This is a genomic window from Herbaspirillum autotrophicum (genome assembly GCF_001189915.1).
Lineage (GTDB): Bacteria > Pseudomonadota > Gammaproteobacteria > Burkholderiales > Burkholderiaceae_D > Herbaspirillum > Herbaspirillum autotrophicum.
The window spans coordinates 63,765-84,738 of the sequence record NZ_LFLS01000014.1; the positions used below are offsets into that span (position 1 = coordinate 63,765).

20 protein-coding genes and 1 riboswitch are annotated in these 20,974 nt (G+C 58.1%); of the genes, 7 read left to right on the forward strand and 13 right to left on the reverse strand.

The genetic code is table 11. From position 1 onward, the window contains the following. Nucleotides 1-3: 3 nt before the first annotated feature. The 3 genes from AKL27_RS12600 to AKL27_RS12610 all read left to right on the forward strand — a co-directional run bounded on the left by AKL27_RS12600 (nt 4) and on the right by AKL27_RS12610 (nt 3,388). Complete coding sequence (locus AKL27_RS12600) at nt 4-960, forward strand: homoserine kinase (RefSeq protein ID WP_050463180.1); 957 nt, start codon at nt 4-6, stop codon at nt 958-960. A 2-nt stretch (nt 961-962) separates the two neighbouring features. Continuing rightward, nucleotides 963-1,757 (forward strand): BPSS1780 family membrane protein, encoded by a 795-nt coding sequence (locus tag AKL27_RS12605; RefSeq protein WP_050463181.1) that lies wholly within the window; start codon nt 963-965, stop codon nt 1,755-1,757. Nucleotides 1,758-1,822: 65 nt separating this feature from the next. Beyond that, a complete protein-coding gene (locus AKL27_RS12610; protein WP_050463182.1) occupies nt 1,823-3,388 on the forward strand; it encodes a methyl-accepting chemotaxis protein in 1,566 nt (521 codons plus the stop codon). A gap of 80 nt (nt 3,389-3,468) precedes the next feature. Here AKL27_RS12610 and AKL27_RS12615 read toward each other — a convergent pair whose 3' ends face one another. Beyond that, on the reverse strand, nt 3,469-5,748 hold the full coding sequence (locus AKL27_RS12615) for a UvrD-helicase domain-containing protein (protein ID WP_050463183.1): 2,280 nt from the start codon (nt 5,746-5,748) through the stop codon (nt 3,469-3,471). A 158-nt stretch (nt 5,749-5,906) separates the two neighbouring features. On the opposite strand from AKL27_RS12615, the gene AKL27_RS12620 reads away from it, so the two are divergent. The 3 genes from AKL27_RS12620 (at nt 5,907) to AKL27_RS12630 (ending at nt 8,409) form a co-directional block, all read left to right on the forward strand. Beyond that, nucleotides 5,907-7,142, forward strand: a complete 1,236-nt coding sequence (locus AKL27_RS12620) for an MFS transporter (RefSeq protein WP_050463252.1) — start codon at nt 5,907-5,909, stop codon at nt 7,140-7,142. Between the two features lie 79 nt (nt 7,143-7,221). Beyond that, on the forward strand, nt 7,222-7,710 hold the full coding sequence (locus AKL27_RS12625; protein ID WP_050463184.1) for a Dps family protein: 489 nt from the start codon (nt 7,222-7,224) through the stop codon (nt 7,708-7,710). Nucleotides 7,711-7,947: 237 nt separating this feature from the next. Next, on the forward strand, nt 7,948-8,409 hold the full coding sequence (locus tag AKL27_RS12630; RefSeq protein WP_050463185.1) for an STY0301 family protein: 462 nt from the start codon (nt 7,948-7,950) through the stop codon (nt 8,407-8,409). 5 nt (nt 8,410-8,414) lie between these two features. Here AKL27_RS12630 and thiE read toward each other — a convergent pair whose 3' ends face one another. The 12 genes from thiE to AKL27_RS12690 all read right to left on the reverse strand — a co-directional run bounded on the left by thiE (nt 8,415) and on the right by AKL27_RS12690 (nt 19,861). Further along, nucleotides 8,415-9,041, reverse strand: a complete 627-nt coding sequence (gene thiE, locus AKL27_RS12635) for a thiamine phosphate synthase (protein ID WP_050463186.1) — start codon at nt 9,039-9,041, stop codon at nt 8,415-8,417. Further along, nucleotides 9,038-9,874 (reverse strand): bifunctional hydroxymethylpyrimidine kinase/phosphomethylpyrimidine kinase, encoded by an 837-nt coding sequence (gene thiD / locus AKL27_RS12640; protein ID WP_050463187.1) that lies wholly within the window; start codon nt 9,872-9,874, stop codon nt 9,038-9,040. The genes thiE and thiD overlap by 4 nt, the downstream gene beginning before the upstream one ends. After that, nucleotides 9,871-10,680 (reverse strand): thiazole synthase, encoded by an 810-nt coding sequence (locus AKL27_RS12645; RefSeq protein ID WP_050463253.1) that lies wholly within the window; start codon nt 10,678-10,680, stop codon nt 9,871-9,873. The genes thiD and AKL27_RS12645 overlap by 4 nt, the downstream gene beginning before the upstream one ends. Before the next feature lie 69 nt (nt 10,681-10,749). Next, a complete protein-coding gene (thiS, locus tag AKL27_RS12650; protein WP_050463188.1) occupies nt 10,750-10,950 on the reverse strand; it encodes a sulfur carrier protein ThiS in 201 nt (66 codons plus the stop codon). An 8-nt stretch (nt 10,951-10,958) separates the two neighbouring features. After that, nucleotides 10,959-12,872, reverse strand: coding sequence for a phosphomethylpyrimidine synthase ThiC (thiC, locus tag AKL27_RS12655; RefSeq protein WP_050463189.1), 1,914 nt, complete (start codon nt 12,870-12,872; stop codon nt 10,959-10,961). 138 nt (nt 12,873-13,010) lie between these two features. Continuing rightward, nucleotides 13,011-13,115, reverse strand: a riboswitch (TPP riboswitch). A gap of 152 nt (nt 13,116-13,267) precedes the next feature. Further along, nucleotides 13,268-14,161, reverse strand: a complete 894-nt coding sequence (locus AKL27_RS12660; protein ID WP_050463190.1) for an NAD(P)-dependent oxidoreductase — start codon at nt 14,159-14,161, stop codon at nt 13,268-13,270. Beyond that, on the reverse strand, nt 14,162-15,424 hold the full coding sequence (locus tag AKL27_RS12665) for a TRAP transporter large permease (protein ID WP_050463191.1): 1,263 nt from the start codon (nt 15,422-15,424) through the stop codon (nt 14,162-14,164). Then, entirely contained in the window at nt 15,421-15,960 is a 540-nt protein-coding gene (locus tag AKL27_RS12670) for a TRAP transporter small permease (RefSeq protein ID WP_083439019.1), read from the reverse strand. Before AKL27_RS12670 ends, AKL27_RS12665 begins: the two co-directional genes overlap by 4 nt. A gap of 108 nt (nt 15,961-16,068) precedes the next feature. Further along, nucleotides 16,069-17,058: a TRAP transporter substrate-binding protein gene (locus AKL27_RS12675; RefSeq protein ID WP_050463193.1), complete on the reverse strand. Its 990-nt coding sequence runs from the start codon at nt 17,056-17,058 to the stop codon at nt 16,069-16,071. A gap of 146 nt (nt 17,059-17,204) precedes the next feature. Further along, a complete protein-coding gene (locus tag AKL27_RS12680; protein WP_408609768.1) occupies nt 17,205-18,254 on the reverse strand; it encodes a transketolase family protein in 1,050 nt (349 codons plus the stop codon). After that, nucleotides 18,251-19,102, reverse strand: a complete 852-nt coding sequence (locus AKL27_RS12685) for a transketolase (RefSeq protein ID WP_050463194.1) — start codon at nt 19,100-19,102, stop codon at nt 18,251-18,253. Before AKL27_RS12685 ends, AKL27_RS12680 begins: the two co-directional genes overlap by 4 nt. 9 nt (nt 19,103-19,111) lie before the next feature. Then, nucleotides 19,112-19,861 carry an SDR family NAD(P)-dependent oxidoreductase gene (locus AKL27_RS12690; protein WP_050463195.1) on the reverse strand — a complete coding sequence of 250 codons (750 nt, stop codon included), beginning with the start codon at nt 19,859-19,861 and terminating at the stop codon, nt 19,112-19,114. Between the two features lie 184 nt (nt 19,862-20,045). Between AKL27_RS12690 and AKL27_RS12695 the strand changes: the two genes are divergently transcribed. Then, nucleotides 20,046-20,966, forward strand: a complete 921-nt coding sequence (locus AKL27_RS12695; protein WP_050463196.1) for a LysR substrate-binding domain-containing protein — start codon at nt 20,046-20,048, stop codon at nt 20,964-20,966. Nucleotides 20,967-20,974: the final 8 nt, after the last annotated feature.

The following is a 20,974-nucleotide window of genomic DNA, read 5'->3' on the forward strand; positions in this document are numbered from 1 at the left end:
CTCATGGCAGTTTTTACTCCGGTCAGCCTGGATGATCTTTCAGGCTGGCTTACACAATTTTCACTCGGCAAGGCGCAGGCCATCAAAGGCATCTCTTCCGGTATTGAAAACAGCAATTTCTTCATCACGACAGACAGCGGCGAATATGTATTGACGCTGTTCGAAAAACTGACGTTCGAGCAATTGCCGTTTTACCTGGAACTGATGCGCCATCTGGCGCAGCGCGGCGTGCTGGTACCGGCTCCGGTTGCCAATCAGCAGGGCAGCATCATCAATGCCCTCAACGGCAAACCGGCCTCGATTGTCACCAAGCTCGAAGGCGAGTCGCAACTGTCGCCAACCCCGGTGCATTGCGCCGAAGTGGGCGCCATGCTGGCCCACATGCATCTGGCAGCACAAGACTTCACGATTCGTCAGCCCAATCTGCGCGGCTTGTCGTGGTGGCGTGAAACGACACCGGTCGTGTTGCCCTATCTGCCTGCCGACACGCAGGATTTGCTGCGCACCGAAATGCAGTTTCAGGAAACATTCGCGGCGTCGGCCACTTACGCCCAATTGCCCAATGGCCCGGTGCATGCCGACCTGTTCCGCAACAATGCGATGTTTGTCGATACCCGTCTGACCGGCTTCTTCGATTTTTATTTCGCCGGCTGCGACACCTGGCTGTTCGATCTGGCAGTCACCGTAAATGACTGGTGCATCGATGTCGACAGTGGCGCGCTGGATTTCCCGCGCGCGCAGGCGATGATGGATGCTTATCACGCAGTACGACCGTTCAGCGCTGCCGAACAACAAGCCTGGCAGCCGATGTTGCGTGCTGCCGCGTTGCGTTTCTGGATCTCGCGCCTGTACGATTTTTATCTCCCGCGCGACGCCGAAATGCTCACCCCGCACGATCCGGGTCATTTCGAACGCATCCTGCGCCTGCGTATCACCCACCCCGTACCGGCATTGAACTGAACATGGAAAAACTGCCCGCAAAAACAGGCTGGCTCTGGGTCAAAGATGGTTTTGCCTTATTCCGAAAACAGGCCGCCGAAGTCTCGACGCTGTTCCTGAGCTATATGTTCCTGATGCTGGCATTGGGCATCGTGCCGGTGATCGGCCAATTGTTGCCGCTGATTCTGGTACCGGTGTTTGCGATGTCATTCATGCAAGCCTGCGCCAATATCGAACAAGGCAAACGGGTTTATCCGAATCTGTTGCTGGTCGGCTTCCGTTCGCCGGCGCTCAAGACCTTGCTGACACTGGGCGTGCTGTATCTGCTGGCGGCCGGCATCGCGGTTGGCGCTTCATCGCTGGTGGATGGCGGCGTCTTCTGGAAAGCCATGACCGGTCCCGGTCTCGATGCCAAGGATATCGAGGGCAGCAATATTCGTCTCGGCATGCTCGTGGCGGCGCTGGTGTACATTCCGGCGGCCATGGCATTCTGGTTCGCCGCACCGTTGATTACCTGGCAAAAGATGCCGCTCGGCAAGGCGCTGTTCTACAGTTTCTTCGCCGTACTGCGTTCCGGCAAGGCATTTACCCTGTACGGACTGGTCTGGCTCGGCATCGGCGTGATCTTGCCAGCCACCGTCAGCACCATCGTTGCTTTACTGATCAACAACATCACCGTGGTGGTATTTATTTTGCTGCCACTTTCAATAATATTGACCGTGATCATGTATTGCTCCTTCTATCCGACTTACACTTCTATCTTCGGCACACCTGCGCCTGGCGATACGGATACGCCCGCGGGCCGGAAAGATGATTGATTTGCAATAAAACTGCTGTGTGACGATTGCCAAAAAAATAACGCTTCTGAAATGGGGAAAAAAAGATGCGAATGAATCTGCCGGTAAGCAATATCGAATATGAGTTACAAGACGGTAAGTCAATTGTTTCCAAAACCGACCTGAAGGGCAACATCACCTACGTCAATCCCTACTTCGTGGAAGTCAGCGGATTTAACGAGATTGAGCTGATGGGTGCGCCGCAAAACATTCTGCGCCACCCCGACATGCCGGCGGTTGCATTCGCCGACATGTGGAAAACCATCAAGAGCGGCACGCCATGGACCGGACTGGTCAAAAACCGCCGCAAATCGGGCGACCATTATTGGGTGCTGGCCAACGTGACGCCGGTACGCGAAGACGGCAAAGTGATCGGCTATATGTCGGTCCGCACCAAGCCGTCGCGCCAGGACATCAACGCCACCGAAAAACTGTACGCCGATATCCGCAAGAACAAGGCCAAGGGCATCACGATTGACCACGGTGCCGCGGTCAAGACCGGCATCGCCGGCTGGTTCAAGCGCCTCAATCATATGCAACTGAGCACCCGCATCGGCTTGTCGATGAGCGCGCTGCTGATTTTGCAGATCGCCGAAGCGATCAACGGCCTCGTGATTCACAAGGATCCGGGCATGGCAGCGCTGAGCGGCATCACCATGCTGATCACGCTGTATTCCTGGTATGCCCTGCACACGGCGCTGGTGCGTCCGCTCAAGCAGGCGCTGGAGGCAACTTACGCCATCACCGGGGGCGACTTGTCGACCCGGGTCGATTCCGACCGCCATGATGAAACCGGTCGCCTGCTGCGCGCATTGCGCCAGATGAACATCAATCTGACCGCGATCATCGGCGATGTGCGTTCCAACGTTGAATCCATCAATGGTGCGACCCGCGAAATCGCGACCGGCAATATGGATTTGTCGCGGCGTACCGAATCGCAGGCTGCCAATCTGGAAGAAACCGCATCCAGCATGGAGCAACTGGCCGGAACCGTGCGCCAGAATGCCGACAGCGCCTTGCAAGCCAATCAGCTGGCCGCCTCGGCGTCGTCGATTGCGGTCAAGGGTGGCGAAGTGGTGACCAAGACCGGCACCACCATGAGCGAGATCAGCGCCTCGTCGAAGAAGATCGTCGACATCATCGGCCTGATCGACAGCATCGCGTTCCAGACCAACATCCTGGCGCTCAACGCCGCTGTCGAAGCAGCGCGTGCCGGTGAACAGGGTCGCGGCTTTGCGGTAGTGGCATCCGAAGTGCGCAGCCTGGCGCAGCGCTCGGCCGGTGCCGCCAAGGAAATCAAGACCCTGATTGAAGATTCGGTGGAAAAGGTGGATATCGGCAATCGCCTGGTAGACGACGCCAGCCAGACCATGACCGAGATCGTCGATTCGGTCAAACGGGTCACCGGCATCATCAATGAAATCACCGTCGCCAGCCAGCAGCAAAGCTCAGGCATCACGCAGGTGCATCAGGCGGTAACGCAGATGGATGAGAGCACCCAGCAAAATGCGGCGCTGGTGGAACAGGCTGCTGCCGCAGCCGGCAGTCTGGAAGAACAGACCGGTAAATTGCTGCAGGCAATTTCGGTCTTCAAGTTTGCGCGTGCACGCTGATTCGTCTTTATTGCAGAAGTAGTGCAGTTCACTGCCAGGCATTCGCTGCCGGGCAGTGAACTGAATTCAATCAGGTGGCGTCAGCCAACCTTCTCCAGCTTGGCAATGCTCAGATCGAGCAACTTCATGCCATGCCGTCCGAAATTGATGTGCGCACGCGAATTGGTGCCGCCACCTTCGATATTGACGATCACGCCCTCACCGAACTTGGCATGCGCCACCGATTGGCCGATACGCCAGCCCGCATCTTGCCTGATGAATTTTTGTGCAATCGCATTGGCGCCGGTTTCCGGGGCGTCATCCCAGGCCGATTTCGGATTGGCAAACCACTTGTTTTGCTGCACCTGCGGCGACAGCCACTTGAGCGACTCTTCCGGCAGTTCATCGAAAAAGCGTGAGCGCATGTTGTAGCGGGTCTGGCCATGCAACATGCGGGTCTGGGAAAAACTCATGAACAAGCGCTTCTTGGCGCGCGTGATGGCGACATACATCAGACGCCGCTCTTCTTCCACGCCGCCTTCTTCCTTGGCGCTGTTTTCATGCGGGAACAAACCTTCTTCCAGACCGGTAATGAACACCACATCAAATTCCAGGCCCTTGGAGGAGTGCACCGTCATCAATTGCAAGGCATCCTGCCCGGCCTGCGCCTGATTGTCGCCGGCTTCCAGCGAAGCATGCGACAGGAACGCTGACAGCGGCGACATCACCGCCGTCAGCGGGGCATCGGCATCGATGATTTCAATGCCGTCAGCAGTCGTGATGCTGGTGCCGGCCACGGCTTGTGCCTGCGGTCCGAGGAACGCCGGGGCATCCAGACCGAAACCTTCTTCCGACACGAACACGGTGGCAGCACTGACCAGTTGCTCCAGATTCTCGATACGGTCGGCGCCTTCTTTTTCGGTCTGATAATGCGTGAGCAAGCCGCTGGCTTCGATCACGATCTTGACCATTTCCGGCAACGGCAAATGCTGCGTTTCGAAACGCGCGCCTTCAATCAGTTTGATAAAGCCGCCGAGCGAGGAACCGGCCTTGCCACCCACATACGGCACTGCCGCGTACAGCGACGTCCCTTGCTGACGCGCGGCATCCTGCAACTGTTCCAGCGCCTTGGCGCCAATCCCGCGGGTCGGGAAATTCACCACGCGCAAGAATGCCGAGTCGTTGTGCAGGTTGTCCATCAATTGCAGATAGGCGATTGCGTGCTTGACTTCGGCGCGCTCGAAAAAACGCTGACCGCCATAGACGCGATACGGAATCGCGGCAGAAAACAGCGCATGTTCGAGTACCCGTGATTGCGCATTCGAACGATACAGCAAGGCGATCTCGCTGCGCGCCGTGCCTTCGTTGATCAGACTCTTGATTTGCTCGACCAGCCACTGCGCTTCCTGCAAATCGCTGGTGGCTTCGAAAATGCGTACCGGTTCGCCGTGTCCGGCATCGGTCCGCAGATTTTTACCGAGCCGCTTGCTGTTGTTGGCGATCAGGATATTGGCGGCGTCCAGAATATGGCCGTGCGAGCGATAGTTCTGCTCCAGCTTGATCAGATTCTGCACCTTGAATTCATGCTCGAACGCCGACATATTGCCGACGTTGGCGCCGCGGAATGCGTAAATGCTCTGGTCATCATCACCGACCGCAAACACTGCGCCTTCCTGGCCTGCCATCAACTTGAGCCATTTGTATTGCAGATCATTGGTGTCCTGAAACTCATCCACCAGAATGTGCTTGAAACGGGACTGATAATGTTCACGCAATGGCTGGTTGCGCGACAGCAGTTCATACGTGCGCAACAGCAGTTCGGCGAAATCGACCACGCCTTCGCGCTGGCACTGCTGATCGTACAGATCGTAGAGCTCCACGAACTTGCGGTTGTAGTCATCGTGGGCATCCACATCCTTGGCCCGCAAGCCCTGGTCTTTGGCGCCATTGATGAAGTACATCAGATTGCGCGGCGGATACTTTTCGTCATCGATATTGTTTGCCTTGAGCAAACGCTTGATGGCCGACAACTGATCTTGCGAATCGAGAATCTGGAATGTCTGCGGCAAACCGGCATCGCGATGATGCGCCCGCAGCAAACGATTGCACAACCCGTGGAAAGTCCCCACCCACATGCCGCGCGTATTGATTGGCAGCATCGCCGACAGCCGCGTCAGCATTTCCTTGGCGGCCTTGTTGGTAAATGTCACCGCCAGCAGACCGGAAGGCGACACTTGTCCGGTCTGGATCAGCCACGCAATGCGGGTGATCAGCACGCGCGTCTTGCCGGAGCCGGCACCGGCCAGGATCAGGGCGTTTTGGGCGGGCAGAGTAACAGCGGCGAGTTGCTCGGGATTGAGGTTGTGAAGAAGATTTTGCATCGCCAGATTATAAAGGCAAAGCCTGCACAAGCGCCGCTGATCCGGTGGCGGCGCTGACCGCGATTGCCCGGCGCCAGCAATTTTGCGGCAAGCGGCGTAAAATTGCGCATTGCAGCATGCCGGTGTCTTGCCGGCAATCCACCCACTTATTCCCGATCATGTCCGACGAAGCAATATCCTCTACCCCTGTGGCGGCCCCGGTGCCGGCATCGCAGGCGGCTGTCACGCGCCAGATTCTGGCCACCGTCTTTTTCACGTTTCTTGCCTATCTGACCATTGGTATCCCGCTGGCAGTATTGCCCGGTTATGTCCATCTCGATCTCGGCTACAGTTCCTTTATCGCCGGCCTCAGCATCAGCGTGCAATATCTGGCGACGTTTGCCAGCCGCCCCAATGCCGGACGCATGGTGGATGTGGCCGGTCCCAAGCAAACCGTCATGCGCGGCATGCTGGCCTGTGGTGCCAGCGGCATTTGTCTGATACTGGCGGCGCTGCTGGTGCAATGGCCGGCACTCAGCCTGACGGCGCTGATCGGCAGCCGCATCTTCCTCGGCGTCGGTGAAAGTCTGGTCGGTACCGGTGCCATCATCTGGGGCATCGGCCGCATTGGCGCCGAACATACCGCGCGCATGATTTCCTGGAACGGCATTGCCACCTATGCCGCACTGGCAATCGGCGCCCCGCTCGGTGTCGCCCTGGCGCATGCCACCGGCTTTGTGGTCATCGGCATCATCGCGCTCGGCCTGGCCGTGCTGGGCTATCTGGTAGCGCGTGCCAGACCGGCAGTGCCGGTAGTGCGCGGCGAACGGCTGGCGTTCAAGCTGGTGCTGCGCCGGGTCTTGCCTTACGGCATGGGACTGGCGCTCGGCACCATCGGCTTTGGTGCGATTGCGACCTTTATCACGCTGTACTACGCCAGTCACAATTGGGCCAATGCGGCATTTTCACTGACCTTGTTCGGTGGTTTCTTCATCGGTGCGCGTTTGCTGTTTGCCAACACCATCACCCGCTTCGGCGGTTTTCGCGTGGCCATCGTTTCCTTCATTGTGGAAGCCATCGGCCTGCTCGCGCTGTGGCTCGCCACCACGCCGGAAATGGCGATGGCAGGCGCCGCCATGGCCGGCTTCGGCTTTGCCCTGATCTTCCCCTCACTCGGCGTCGAAGCAGTCGGCCTGGTACCGGCGCCGAACCGTGGCGCCGCACTTGGCGCGTATTCCGTTTTTCTGGATCTGGCGCTGGGCATCACCGGACCGGTGGCGGGCCTGATCGTCGGCCAGTTCGGCTATGAAGAAGTATTCCTGTTCGCTGCCATCGCTGCCGTTGCTGCGGTGGCATTGTCGTTGTCCTTGTATCGGCGCTCACAACTTGATTTGGCGCAAGCCGGCCCCAGATAGAAAGCGTGTTTCATGAACAATGCGCACAATCTGGCATAAAATCGCATTGTTGTTTTCTACTTAATCAAGGAGCGTAACAATGGCAAAGAAAAACGTAGCGTCGATCAATATCGGCATCAATGACAAAGATCGCAAGAAAATCGCAGACGGTTTAAGCAAGCTGCTGGCGGATACCTACACGCTCTATCTGAAAACGCATAATTTCCATTGGAACGTTACCGGTCCGATGTTCAACACGCTGCATCTGATGTTTGAAGGCCAATACAACGAACTGGCGCTGGCGGTCGATCTGATCGCAGAACGGATCCGCGCACTGGGTTACCCTGCGCCGGGCTCCTACAAGGAATTCGCCAAACTGTCGTCGATCCCGGAAGCCGAAGGCGTGCCGACCGCGACAGAAATGATTCGCCAACTGGTCGAAGGTCAGGAAGCCGTTACCCGCACCGCGCGTCTGTTGTTCCCGACCGTGGATGCCGCTGCCGATGAACCGACTGCCGATCTGCTGACACAACGCATGCAACTGCATGAAAAGAATGCATGGATGTTGCGCAGCTTGCTGGAAGGCTGATAACCGCACTCTGCTGTCGTTTCACACGGCAGCAAACAATCAAGCCGCTGGCATCGAAAGATGCGGCGGCTTTTTTCATTGGTGCAGGCGAGCGCTACTTCACCGCTCGATATCTGACGAGATTTGCCAACTTTCGACAGACCGGAACCGGTTCGATGCAACCTTGATGGCCGCCGGCCAGTCCCACCATCCAATGCATTCCTCACACAATCCTCGTTCAATCACCATGGTCATGCAATGAAACAGCTTCTTCTGATTCCGCTCGGTCTGAGCGCCATACTGATCAGCGGTATCAGCCCGGCAGCAACAATTACGCTGAACTGTCCGCCCCACATCGCCACCGAACAGCATCTCAAGACGCTGCCCGCAGGCTGGGCGGCCGGTACCGATATCGTTTATCTGACGCCGCAAAAAGAGCATCTGCTGGCCGGTGCCGGTTTTTACTCCGGGCCACCGCATGACGGTGCGGCGCTGGCACCAGACCAAACCATGAAACGCGGGAAAAATGTCAGTAATCTCTGGAAGCTGGATTCAGCGACGGAAAAATACTGGTTTGCCTGCCGCTATGCGCAAACGACCGTGCTGCTGACGAAGCAATTGCCGGCGCAGCCCATGCACTGCACCGCAGAATATACCGGCGACTCGCTGGTCCCGGTCAAGCTATCCTGCACCGCCGACAAGGTTGCCGCCGGACGATAAGGCAATCAGGCCTGCGGATACAAGGCGGCAAAACCGCGCGCAGCCCCGCTCACGTTTTCTTGCATATAGACGCTGCTGATCGCCGCCACCAGATCGGCGCCCTGCGCGATCAAAGGCTGACAGTTGTCGACTGTCATGCCGCCGATCACCACCACCGGCAATGCGATTTCCGCTTTCGATTGCGCCACGATTTCCGGTGCCGTCTTGAAATCGTATTTCTTCACGCGCGATGGATAAAATCCGCCGAAGGCAACATAGCTGGCACCTGCGGCTTGCGCATCGCGCGCCAGTTGCAATGTGCCGTAACACGAAGCGCCAACGATCTTGTCCGCTCCGACCGCAGCCCGCACCTGCGCCACCGAAGCGTCGGTGCCGCCGACGTGAATGCCGTCGGCATCGAGTGCCAGGCACAATTCCAGATGGTCGTTGATGATGAACGGCACGCCGTGCCTGCGGCATACCTGCAACAACGCCGCCGCCTGCTCACTGCGCAATGCGGCATCGGCAGTCTTGTGCCGGTATTGCACCAGTACCGCTCCGCCCTGCAATGCCAGATCGGTTGCCTGCACCAATTGATCGGTGTCATCCCAATCCGGCGTGACGATATACAAACCCTTCAATGCTTTCATCATGACGCTCCTGCCGCGTAGTGAATGCGATTGGGAATGCGCTGGCCGTCCGCAATCGCGTATGAAGTTTCCAGCGCATGCTGGCAATAATCCTGTGCCGTTGCAATCGCTTCCGGCAGCGCCAGTCCTTTGGCCAGTTGTGCCGATAATGCCGCTGCCAGCGTGCAGCCGCTGCCGTGAAACTCATCCGGCAAACGCGGCCAGCGCCACGACTGGAATGCACCATCGGGACCGAACCAGCGATTGATGACATCTTCCTGCTGCGGACCATGTCCGCCTTTGAGCAAGACATGCCGGCACCCGCGCCGCATCAGTTCGGCTGCCTGCTGTTCCGGCGTCAGATGCGCGCCGCACAAGCGATTCGCCTCATTCAGATTGGGCGTGATCACGGTTGCTACGGCATACAAGGGTTCCAATGCGCGCGCCGCATCCTCGGTCGATAAACGGTCGCCTTTGCCATTGGCCAGTACCGGGTCGAATACCACCGGCAACTCAGGCTGCTGCACACGCAAACCGCGAATCAAGCTTGCAATCGCTTCCGCATTGGCACGGTTGCCGACGATACCGAGCTTGACCGCATCGATCCGGAAGCGATCAATCAATACCTGGGCCTGATGTCGTATCAACCCGGCATCCAGCGCGTGTACCGCAAACACACTGACGTTGTCCTGTACGGTCAGTGCCGTCGGCACCGTGAACGGATGACAGCCGAGGCCACCGATGGCCGGGATGTCGGCTTGCATGCCCGCGCCGCCGCCCGGGTCAGAACCGGAAAACACCAGCACGCATGGCGGTGTTTTCCGGTAGCCGGTCGCGCTTGAGTGCGACACACTCATGCAATGCGTCCGGCCATTGGCGATGACGGCGAGGCCGCAAAACGCCGCGCAATGCGGCCCGCCAGATACGCTTCCCGTCCGGCTTCCACTGCCAGCTTCATGGCGCGCGCCATGCGGATCGGATCACGGGCACCGGCAATCGCGGTGTTCATCAACACGCCGTCACAACCGAGTTCCATCGCGATGGCCGCATCCGACGCCGTACCGACACCGGCATCCACCAGCACCGGTACCTTGGCCTGCGCGATGATCAGCGACAAATTCCACGGATTCAGAATGCCCATGCCGGAGCCGATCAGCGACGCCAGCGGCATCACCGCGACACAGCCGATGTCTTCCAGCATGCGCGCCTGGATCGGATCGTCGCTGCAGTACACCATCACATCGAAGCCGTCCTTGACCAGCGTTTGTGCCGCTTTCAAGGTTTCCGGCATATTCGGAAACAAGGTCTTTTCATCGCCCAGCACTTCCAGCTTGACCAGCTTGTGGCCGTTCAGCAATTCACGCGCCAGTTGCAACGTGTAGACCGCATCTTCCGCGTTATAACAGCCGGCAGTATTGGGCAGGATGGTATAGCGCGAAGGCGGTACCGCATCCAGCAAACTCGGCGCATTCGGGTCTTGCCCGATATTGACGCGGCGAATCGCCACCGTGATGATGTCGGCGCCGCTGGCTTCGGTGGCGGCGCGCGTTTCATCCAGATCCTTGTACTTGCCGCTGCCGACCAGCAGCCGCGAAGCATAGGTTTTGCCGGCAATGGTCAAACCCGTATCGCCATTCAATACGGGGGTGTCATTCATATTCATTTCGATTCCTTTGTCTGTCTGGCGGCCGGCCGCTGCATCCTGGATGCCCGGCCACAACCGCCGTCAACATCAACCGCCACCAATGGCGCGCACCACATCGACCCGGTCCGCACTTTGCAAGACCCGTTGCGGCCACAGCTGCGCCGGCACCACTTGCCGGTTGACTGCCACTGCCACGGCCTTGCCGCTGAGCTCCAGCGCGCTGATCAATTGCGCCAGCGTGTGGCCGTCGTCGAGTCGGTGCGGTGCACCGTTGAGTTCTATTTCCATGGCTGCACTCACTGCCTGGAATAAATTTCCGCGCCCATTTTGACGAATTCGACCGACTTCACTTCCATCCCCTTTTTCAAGGCCTGGATTTCCGAGATGCCTTCCTTGGCCGCATATTCGCGTACTTCCTGCGTGATTTTCATGGAGCAGAAATGCGGGCCGCACATGGAGCAGAAATGCGCCACCTTGGCCGAATCCTTGGGCAGGGTTTCGTCATGGAATTCGCGCGCCTTGTCGGGATCGAGACCAATATTGAACTGATCTTCCCAGCGGAATTCGAAACGTGCCTTGGACAAGGCATTGTCGCGAATCTGCGCCCCCGGATGGCCCTTGGCCAGATCGGCAGCATGGGCCGCGATCTTGTAGGTGATGATGCCGTCCTTGACGTCTACCTTGTTGGGCAGGCCCAGATGTTCCTTCGGTGTGACGTAGCACAGCATGGCGGTACCGTACCAGCCGATTTGCGCGGCGCCGATACCGGAAGTGATGTGGTCGTAACCCGGTGCGATGTCGGTGGTCAACGGTCCCAGCGTATAGAACGGCGCTTCGTGGCACTGTTCCAGTTGCAGATCCATGTTTTCCTTGATCAGGTGCATCGGCACGTGACCCGGGCCTTCGATCATCACTTGCACATCATGTTTCCAGGCGATTTGCGTCAGTTCACCGAGCGTCTTCAACTCACCCAGTTGCGCTTCATCGTTGGCGTCATAGATCGAGCCAGGACGCAAGCCGTCGCCGAGGCTGAAGCTGACGTCGTAGGCTTTCATGATGGCGCAGATGTCTTCGAAATGCTCGTACAGGAATGATTCGCGGTGATGCGCCAGACACCACTTGGCCATGATGGAGCCGCCGCGCGAGACAATCCCGGTCATGCGCTTGGCAGTCAGCGGTACGTATTGCAGACGCACGCCGGCGTGAATCGTGAAATAGTCGACGCCCTGCTCGGCCTGCTCGATCAATGTGTCACGGAAAATTTCCCAGGTCAGGTCTTCGGCCTTGCCGTTCACCTTTTCCAGCGCCTGATAAATCGGCACGGTGCCGATCGGCACCGGCGAATTGCGGATGATCCATTCGCGGGTTTCGTGGATGTGCTTGCCGGTCGACAGATCCATGACGTTATCGCCGCCCCAGCGAATTGCCCAGGTCATTTTTTCGACTTCTTCGCCAATCGACGAAGTCACTGCCGAGTTGCCGATGTTGGCATTGATCTTGACCAGAAAATTGCGGCCGATGATCATCGGTTCGATTTCCGGATGATTGATGTTGGCAGGAATGATGGCGCGGCCACGGGCGATTTCGCTGCGCACGAATTCCGGTGTGATTTCCGCCGGAATCGCGGCGCCGAACGATTGGCCCGGATGTTGACACCCCATCAGATCGGCCAGTTTGTTGCCCATCGGACCGGAAGCCTGGAGTTCCGCCAGATATTCGCGGCGACGCAGGTTTTCGCGGATCGCCACGAATTCCATTTCCGGCGTGATCACGCCCTGCCGCGCATAGTGCATTTGTGACACATTGCCGCCGGCCTTGGCGCGACGCGGTTTGCGATGCAGATTGAAACGCAGTTCCGCCAGTTGCGGATCGTTCAGACGCTGCTGGCCGTATTCGGAAGTCGGACCGTCCAGTTCTTCGGTATCGTTACGCTCCAGAATCCATGGCAGACGCGGGGTCGACAGGCCGGAGCGGATATCGATCGTGGCTTCCGGGTCGGTATAGGGGCCGGAGGTGTCATAGACATAAATCGGCGGATTCTTTTCCGAACCGAACATGGCTGGCGTATCGGCCTGGCTGATTTGCCGCATCGGCACGCGGATATCGGGACGCGAACCAGTGACGTAAATCTTGCGCGAATTCGGCAATGGCTGGACCGCCGCCTCGTCTACCGTGGCGGTTGCTGACAAAAATTTTGGATTGGCATTCATTTTGGCTCCTTTGCTTTGTTGCTTTGGCTTGGAGCCAGCAAAGGAGGTTTTCGAGGATCTGGTGGCGGCGTTATCGGGTGGGATGCGGGGCTGGAAGTTTGACTGCATTTCCAGCGGAATCCGGCCTGATATGGCACGCGTTCGTCTCGACAGCTTCCCTTCGCTGGCATTACCCAGATCAGGTTCAAGGGTATTTCTCACCCGACCGCGAACTGCTTGCGATCAGGACCCCTAGCATTTACGACGTCTGTTGCAAAACGTCATGGGCCGGATTCTACACCGATAATCGGCCCATGGCATCAATCTGCGACATCAAAATCATCTCTGTATTGACCATGGTCAACTTTTCAAAATGAACAAGAGCAGCGGATATTCTCTTTTCTTCAGGTGACTTGTCACGGTTGAAAGCTTGCATAATATTGCATCACCGCGGCATCGTCTTTCTTGCCATTGCCGGCACCGCTGCTACCCAGAAAACTTTGCAGCGCACTGGCCGACAAAGGCGCCGGGAAACGTAGTTCACGGGCAATATCCTGCACGATTCCCAGATCCTTGACAAAGATGTCGACCGCACTGGTCGGTGCATCGAAACTGCCTTGTACCATGCGCGGCCCGCGGTCGCTCAGCATCCATGAGCCGGCGGCGCTTTGACTGACGACATCGAACACCGCTTGCAGGTCCAGTCCCGCGCGTTGCGCCATTGCCATCGCTTCGCCCGCTGCCGCCAGATGCACGCCGCACAGGAGCTGGTTGATCGCCTTGACCATCGCACCCTGCCCGGCGCGTTCGCCGGCTACCATGAGACGCCGGCTGATGGCAGCGAACAGCGGACGGCAAGATTCGATTGCCTCGCGCTCGCCCGCCGCCATGATCGTCAATGTCCCCTGCTCTGCGCCGACCATGCCGCCGCTTACCGGCGCATCCAGAAATGTCCAGTTGCGGGCCGTGCAGCGTGCGCCCAGCGCGGCAGCTTCCGTCGGCGACATCGTGACGCAGGAAATGATGGTCAATGGCGACGATGCCAGTGTCGCGCCATCAACCAAACCGTTCGCGCCGAAGATCACTTGCTCTGCCTGTTTGCCGTTGACGACAAACAACACCGCATGGCTCGCGCCTTGCACCGCCTCGGCCGCGCTGGTGCAAACCATACCGCCGGCCTGCGCCAGCGCTTGCAAAGAAGCAGGCTGCAAATCGAAACCGCGTACCTCGAATCCGGCCTGCACCAGGCGGCGTGCACTGTGCAAGCCCATGGCGCCCAGACCGACGAAAGCAATTATTGGTTTTTTCATCTAGAGCCTCAATGTTAATGCGGGGATGTAACTCATCAAACCGAGAACGATCAGCGCCACTGCGTAGAACGGCAGCAGTTCGCGCACCGTTCCGCCAATGCTCGATTTCGCCAGCATGCTGCCGATGAACAGCGTGGTGCCGACCGGCGGTGTATATAAGCCGATTGCCAGATTGACGACCATGATGATGCCCAGTTGCGTCAGATCGATGCCGTAGGTTTGCGCCAATGGTACGAACAACGGTGCCAGCAACAGAATCGCCGCCGGCAAATCGATGAACATGCCGACCACCAGCATCACGAAATTCATCAGCAGCAATACCGATGTCGCCGTATGGAAATTGCCTTTGGCCCAATCGATGAAGCGTTCCGGTATCTGCTCCAGCGTAAGCACCCAGCCGGCCGCCGTGGATGCCATGATCAGCAGCATCACCACGCCGGTGGCGACGCCGGCGAAAATCATCGCGCGCTTGATCCGGTCCCAAGACAGATCGCGATAAATGAAAGCCGATGCCAGCAAGGAATAGGTCACCGCAATCGTGCTGATTTCGGTCGGTGTGGCGACCCCGAAACGCAGCGAGATCAAAATGAATACCGGCAACATCAGGGCCGGCGCGGCATAAATTCCGCGTTTCACCATCAAGCCCCATGCCACCGGCTTTTTCTCATAGGGAAATCCCCGCAGTCTGGCACTGATATTACAGACCAGCATAAAGCCCACCGCCAACATCAACCCCGGCAAAATGCCGGCGAAGAACAATCCGCCGATCGACGCGTTCGACATCAATGCGTACAGAATCAATGGAATCGAGGGCGGAATCAGAATGTCGATGGTGGACGCAGCGGCAATCGTGGCACCGCAAAATGCGGCAGGATAGCCCATCTTCTTTTGCCAGGGCACCAGCACCGATCCCAACGCGGTAGCATCGGCCACCGCAGAACCGGACACGCCGCCGAACAGCGTCGAACCCAGTACGCTGACCTGCGCATGGCCGCCGCGAAAACGCCCGACCAGATCGGTAGCGAAATCGATCAGATATTGCCCCAGCTTGCCGTTCATCATCAGATCGCCGGCCATCACGAAGAACGGAATCGCAATCAACGGAAAACTCTGCGTCGGTGCGAATAGTTGCTGGATGACGGCAAACAGCGGCAAATGATCGGACGACATGATGCCTAGCGTGGAGCCGACCACCAGTGCATGCGCAACCGGAAACGACAACGCCAGCAACGAAGCGAAAATGACTGCCATGATCAGACTCATACCACCCCCGGTCCGGCTTCCGCCAGGTTGACATAAACCGCTTCACGCGCCACCAGATGACGCACAATCGCCGCCATGCTGCAGATACCGACCAGCGCCAGTCCTACTGCCAGGGCCCCATAACCGACGCTGCCCGGCACATGCAGGATCGTGCTCAGCTCATCGTGCGCAATGACGGCATTCTGGAATGCAAACCACGCCAGCCATAAATATGTCGCGGCGGTCACGCCATGGATCAGCAAGGTCAGACGGATGCGCCATTGCGCGTTGAGCGAATTGAGCAGCAATTGGGTGGCGACGTGCGCGCCCTGCAATGCCGCCTGCGCAATGCCGGCCATCACAAAGATCGGGAACAGCAAGGCCACCACTTCGGAACTGGCATTGACACCGGAGCCGAAACCGTAACGCAAAACAACCGTGGCAGTAAGAATGACCAGCAGACTCAAACCGGTCGACAGCAATATGAAAGTACAGAGTTTTTCTATGCTTTTTTCCGTTGCATTGGCAACGGATATGCAAGGTTCTTTCCAGCTCATGACGTCTCCTTCCGGGCCGCGCTCGCACAAGCAGGCTGGCGTCGCTGCATTTCTTGCCGGCCTGATTCTGCAGCGCGTTCTCTTACCCGATATGTATTGATCGGATGCTTATTGAATCGTGGCGCGCAGCTTTTTCACGAAATCGCCGAACGGCTTTTTCTCCCAGTCATTCCACACTACTTTGGTGACCGCCTTGAACGGTGCCAGATCAGGACTGTTCACCTGCACCGCCGGATTTTTCTTGTATTCTGCCAACAGTTTTTCATCTGAATCCGCCATCAGCTTGCGCTGAAACAGGGTCGCTTCTGCTGCCGCCTCTCTGATTATTTTTCGGTCCGGATCAGACAAACGCTTCCAGGTGATCGCGCTCATCAATACCGGCGTCGATTCGTATTTGTGATTGGTCATCGAAATATATTTTTGCACTTCGTGCAGCTTGGAAGAATGGATATTAGCCAGCGGATTTTCCTGCCCATCGACCACACCTTGCTGCAGGGCGATATACAGCTCTGAGAAATTGATCTGCTGGGTGCTTGCACCCATCGCCTGAAAAGTATCGACCGTCACCGGATCGGCGGGGGTACGTATCTTCAGGCCTTTCAGGTCATCCGGTTTGGCAATCGGATGCTTGCTGTTGGTGGTCTGACGAATACCGTTGTCGAACCAGGCGATCAGCACCATGTTTTTTGCTTCGAATCTTTTGGCGAGATCCTGGCCCACCGGGCCATCCAGCAAAGCCCATGCCTGCGGCAGACTGGCAAACAGGAAAGGCATGCCCAAGGCCGCCAGCTCCGGCACCACCGACGACACCGGCCCCTGCGAATTGGCACTCATGTCCAGCGTTCCGGTTCTGAGCGCGGAAATCATTGTCAGATCCTCGCCCAATTGCGCCGCGCCGGCGACTTGTACCGTAATGCGGCCATTACTTTTGGCTTTCACCAGCTCGGCGAATTTGAGTGTGCCTTCGGCTTTCGGATTGCCGGGTGCGGCATTGTGGCCGAGCGTCAGTTTGACCGGCGCTTGCGCCACTGCCTGGGCTGCCAGGCCGAACGTCAATGCAGCAAGCAGCGCTGAAACGCATGGGAATAATTTTTTCATGTCTGTCTCCTCTGGATATATGCAGCTTTGCGCCAAACGACGCGATGGTCATGTCTGGCTTGCCGCTTTTTTGAAATGGACGCAGCGCTGTCACGCCGGCGATTTTTCTCTGTACTCCTTTCGTACTGATGTCATCATCATTGGATTTACAGCCACGACTTGATATTGGCCGACATCACGCTGGCCGAGATGCCGTAGCGGTCATGCAAGGTCGGCAAAGCACCGGCATCAAGAAAGGCATCCGGCAAGCCGATCTGACGAAATGCCGGCGGTCGCACATTGGCGCGCATCAGCACGCCGGCGACCGCTTCGCCGAGACCGCCGACGACTGAATGGTTTTCAGCCACGATGACCATGCGACCGCTGCGGGCAGCTTCGCGGCGGATGGTTTCTTCATCGAGTGGCTTGATGGTCGGCACGTGCAGCACAGCGACATCAACACTGTCTTGTTGCAACAGCTTCGCTGCTTCCAGTGCACGCATGGTCATCAGTCCGGTGGAGATGATCAAGACGTCGCGACCATCGCGGATCATCTTGGCCTTGCCTAGTTCGAACTTGTAGTCGTACTCATCCAGCACCACCGGCACATTGCCCCGCAACAGCCGCATGTAGACCGGCCCCTGATGCGCGGCAATCTGCGGCACCGCCTGTTCAATGTCGAGCGCGTCACAAGGATCGACGATAGTCAGATTCGGCATCGCCCGGAAAATCGCCAGGTCATCGGTGGCCTGATGGCTGGGACCGTAACCGGTAGTCAGCCCGGGCAAGGCGGCGACGATCTTGACGTTGAGACTTTCTTCCGCAATCGCCATGCAGATGAAGTCATAGGCGCGGCGCGAAGCGAACACGGCGTAGGTGGTGGCGAACGGCACCATGCCTTCACGTGCCATGCCGGCGGCGGCTCCCATCAGCAATTGTTCGGCCATGCCCATTTCATAGAAACGCTCCGGGTGTTCTTTGGCGAAGATGTGCAAGTCGGTGTACTTGGCCAGATCGGCGGTCATGCCGACGATATCGGTACGCACATTCGCCAGTTCCGCCAACGCGTGACCGAATGGTGCCGGACGTGTCGCCTGCCCTTCGGCGGCCAGCGACGCAATCATCGCCGAGGTGGTCAGTCGCGGTTTGGCAGGTGCGGTGGATTTGGCTTCGGCAGCGTCTGTTTTCTTGACGGCCTGATTCTGATGTTGGCTCATGCTTCGCTCCCTACGTAAAGCGTATCGAGCGCCAGTTGCCATTCATCAGGATCGACACGAATAAAGTGATTCTTTTCGCGACCTTCGAGGAAAGGCACGCCCTTGCACATCTTGGTATCGCAAATGATGACGCGCGGCTTGTCGTCGGCCAGTACCCGGGCGCGGTCAAATGCGGCAACCACTTCCTTGAGGTTGTTGCCATCGACCCGTTGCACGTACCAACCAAAGGCTTGCCACTTATCGGCCAGCGGCTCGAAATTCAACACACTGCTGGAGGGCCCGTCGGCCTGCTGATTATTGACATCGACGATGGCGATCAGATTGCCGAGCTTCCAGTGTGCCGCCGACATCGCCGCCTCCCAGGTTGCGCCTTCGTCCAGTTCGCCATCCGACAACAGGTTGTAAATGAACGCGCCGGATTTCTTGCGCTTGAGTCCGAGCGCCATGCCGACCGCCACCGTCAAACCCTGCCCGAGCGAACCGCCGGTGATTTCCATGCCCGGCGTATAGGCCGCCATGCCCGACATCGGCAAGCGGCTGTCGTCGGCGCCGTAGGTTTCCAGCTCTTCTTCCGGCAACACTCCGGCCTCGATCAAGACCGAATACAGCGCAATCGCGTAGTGCCCGATGGACAGCAAAAAGCGGTCGCGCTCTTCCCAATGCGGATCGTCCGCCTTGTAGCGCAGCGCGCGGAAGTAAGCCACCGCCAGCACATCGGAAATACCCAAGGCTTGCGCGATGTAACCTTGACCTTGTACCTCGCCCATGCGCAAGGCTTTCCTGCGAATGCGATAAGCGCGTTCCGCCAGCGTAAAATTCTTTTCTGCAGTATTGCTCTCGGTATTCATGTGCACTCCTTAGTGAATCAACATGCCGCCGTTGACATCCAGCGTGACGCCGGTCAGATAGGACGACAGATCGCTGGCGAGAAACAGGCAACTGTTGGCGACGTCGTTGGCCTCGCCCAGACGATTGAGCGGAATCGCCTTGAGCGCTTCCGCCTTCATGGCATCGGTCAGCTTGCCGGCGGTGATGTCGGTTTGAATCAGTCCGGGCGTGAGCGAATTGACGCGGATATTGTCCGGTCCGAGTTCCCGTGCCATGGCGCGCGCCAGGCCGAGCACGCCGGCCTTGGCGGCAGAATAATGCGGACCGCCGAAGATGCCGCCGCCGCGCTGCGCCGACACCGATGACAGGCAGACAATGGAACCGCTGCGCCGGCTGCGCATGTGCGGGATCAGGGCCTGACTCATGTACAAAGTGCCGCGCAACGAGACATCGGTCACTGCTTCGTAGTTTTCCGGCTGAATATCCATGATCTTCAGCGGCTGGGTGATGCCGGCGTTGTTGACCAGAATGTCGACCTGGCCGAGACGTTGCAGCACTTCTTGCGCCGCCCGTTCACAGTCAGCCTTGTTGGTGACATTGCAAGCCAGGCCGATATGGCCGGCGCCGATATCTCTGGCGGCAGCCGCCGCAGCGGCTTCGTCCAGATCGAGTATGGCCACCCGGCCACCATGCGCGGCGAACAGGCGGGCAACGGCTTTGCCGATACCGCGAGCGGAAGCAGCGCCGGTAATGATGGCGACTTTGTCTTTGAGTAACACGGTTGTCTCCTTGATGGATGGGTCTGTTTCCGACGCGAGCGCTTCTTCGATTTAATTCACAACGGCTCTCGACGACGGCTTCAGTATTTCACCCGCTCCCTATGCCAGCAAGCTAGAATCCCTCAACATGCTTTGAATATTTTTCATAACAAGAACAAGCAAGCTCACGCCGGGAGACACCGTCATGCACCACCTGCCGCCGCTCAAATCCGTCATTGCCTTCGAGGTCGTGGCGCGCCTTGGCAACATCAGCAAGGCCGCCGAAGAATTGAATCTGACGCCGTCCGCAGTCAGCCACCAAATCACCAATCTGGAACATTACGTTGGCCTGAAACTGTTCGGCCGCACGTCGCGCGGCGTGGTCCTGACTCCTGCAGGCGAGCGCTATCAGCAAAGTCTGGCGGGGGCGCTGGCGCTGATTGCCAGCGCCGCGCAAAACGCCCGCGCCGACGACGGCATCGAAGTGCTGCGGGTGCATGCCTCGCCGAGTTTCGCCAGTCTGTGGCTGATGCCGCGCTTGCCCGATTTCATGCAACAACATCCGGATATTCGGATCCGCTTGTCGGCCTCGCATATGCATTCCGATTTTTCGCGCGGCGAAGTGGATCTGGATATTCGTTATGGCGCGGTACGCTGGGCCGACCTGCATGTCGAAACCATTTGCACCGAAGAAGTCACGCCGATGATCAGCCCGGCGCTGGCGGCACGCCTGCAACTCGGCAGCCCGCAAGATTTGCTGCAACAGAATCTGATTTTTTCCGAAGTGAATCTGGTGCAGTGGCCGCAATGGTTTGCCGCGCACGGTATTCAGGTCAGCCCGAGCCAGTATGCACTGAGTTTCGACCGCGCCTATCTGGCGATTGAAGCGGCAGTACAGGGATTGGGAATTGCGCTCGACAGCTCCTGGCTGGCCGAGGCGGCATTGGCAGACGGCAAGCTGATGCCGGCATTTCCGGATCGCAAAGGGATCCGGGTGCATGCGCATCATCTGGTCTATCCGGCCACCCATGGCAAGTGGCCGAAAGTGAAACGCTTCAATGACTGGTTGTTGCAGGCGGTGCAGAAACGTCCACGGTCGCCTTCACACCGGCAACCGCTGGATTAACCGTGAGC

Excerpts from the sequence above, each read along its gene's own strand:
- AKL27_RS12685 (WP_050463194.1), bottom strand. The coding sequence starts at position 19,102 with ATGAATACCGAGAGCAATACTGCAGAAAAGAATTTTACGCTGGCGGAA.
- AKL27_RS12610 (WP_050463182.1), top strand. The coding sequence starts at position 1,823 with ATGCGAATGAATCTGCCGGTAAGCAATATCGAATATGAGTTACAAGAC.
- AKL27_RS12680 (WP_408609768.1), bottom strand. The coding sequence starts at position 18,254 with ATGAGCCAACATCAGAATCAGGCCGTCAAGAAAACAGACGCTGCCGAA.
- AKL27_RS12660 (WP_050463190.1), bottom strand. The coding sequence starts at position 14,161 with ATGAAAAAACCAATAATTGCTTTCGTCGGTCTGGGCGCCATGGGCTTG.
- thiS (WP_050463188.1), bottom strand. The coding sequence starts at position 10,950 with ATGGAAATAGAACTCAACGGTGCACCGCACCGACTCGACGACGGCCAC.
- AKL27_RS12695 (WP_050463196.1), top strand. The coding sequence starts at position 20,046 with ATGCACCACCTGCCGCCGCTCAAATCCGTCATTGCCTTCGAGGTCGTG.
- AKL27_RS12625 (WP_050463184.1), top strand. The coding sequence starts at position 7,222 with ATGGCAAAGAAAAACGTAGCGTCGATCAATATCGGCATCAATGACAAA.
- AKL27_RS12665 (WP_050463191.1), bottom strand. The coding sequence starts at position 15,424 with ATGAGTCTGATCATGGCAGTCATTTTCGCTTCGTTGCTGGCGTTGTCG.
- AKL27_RS12605 (WP_050463181.1), top strand. The coding sequence starts at position 963 with ATGGAAAAACTGCCCGCAAAAACAGGCTGGCTCTGGGTCAAAGATGGT.
- AKL27_RS12630 (WP_050463185.1), top strand. The coding sequence starts at position 7,948 with ATGAAACAGCTTCTTCTGATTCCGCTCGGTCTGAGCGCCATACTGATC.
- AKL27_RS12600 (WP_050463180.1), top strand. The coding sequence starts at position 4 with ATGGCAGTTTTTACTCCGGTCAGCCTGGATGATCTTTCAGGCTGGCTT.
- thiD (WP_050463187.1), bottom strand. The coding sequence starts at position 9,874 with ATGAGTGTGTCGCACTCAAGCGCGACCGGCTACCGGAAAACACCGCCA.
- AKL27_RS12675 (WP_050463193.1), bottom strand. The coding sequence starts at position 17,058 with ATGAAAAAATTATTCCCATGCGTTTCAGCGCTGCTTGCTGCATTGACG.
- AKL27_RS12645 (WP_050463253.1), bottom strand. The coding sequence starts at position 10,680 with ATGAATATGAATGACACCCCCGTATTGAATGGCGATACGGGTTTGACC.
- AKL27_RS12670 (WP_083439019.1), bottom strand. The coding sequence starts at position 15,960 with ATGAGCTGGAAAGAACCTTGCATATCCGTTGCCAATGCAACGGAAAAA.
- AKL27_RS12620 (WP_050463252.1), top strand. The coding sequence starts at position 5,907 with ATGTCCGACGAAGCAATATCCTCTACCCCTGTGGCGGCCCCGGTGCCG.
- thiC (WP_050463189.1), bottom strand. The coding sequence starts at position 12,872 with ATGAATGCCAATCCAAAATTTTTGTCAGCAACCGCCACGGTAGACGAG.
- AKL27_RS12615 (WP_050463183.1), bottom strand. The coding sequence starts at position 5,748 with ATGCAAAATCTTCTTCACAACCTCAATCCCGAGCAACTCGCCGCTGTT.
- thiE (WP_050463186.1), bottom strand. The coding sequence starts at position 9,041 with ATGATGAAAGCATTGAAGGGTTTGTATATCGTCACGCCGGATTGGGAT.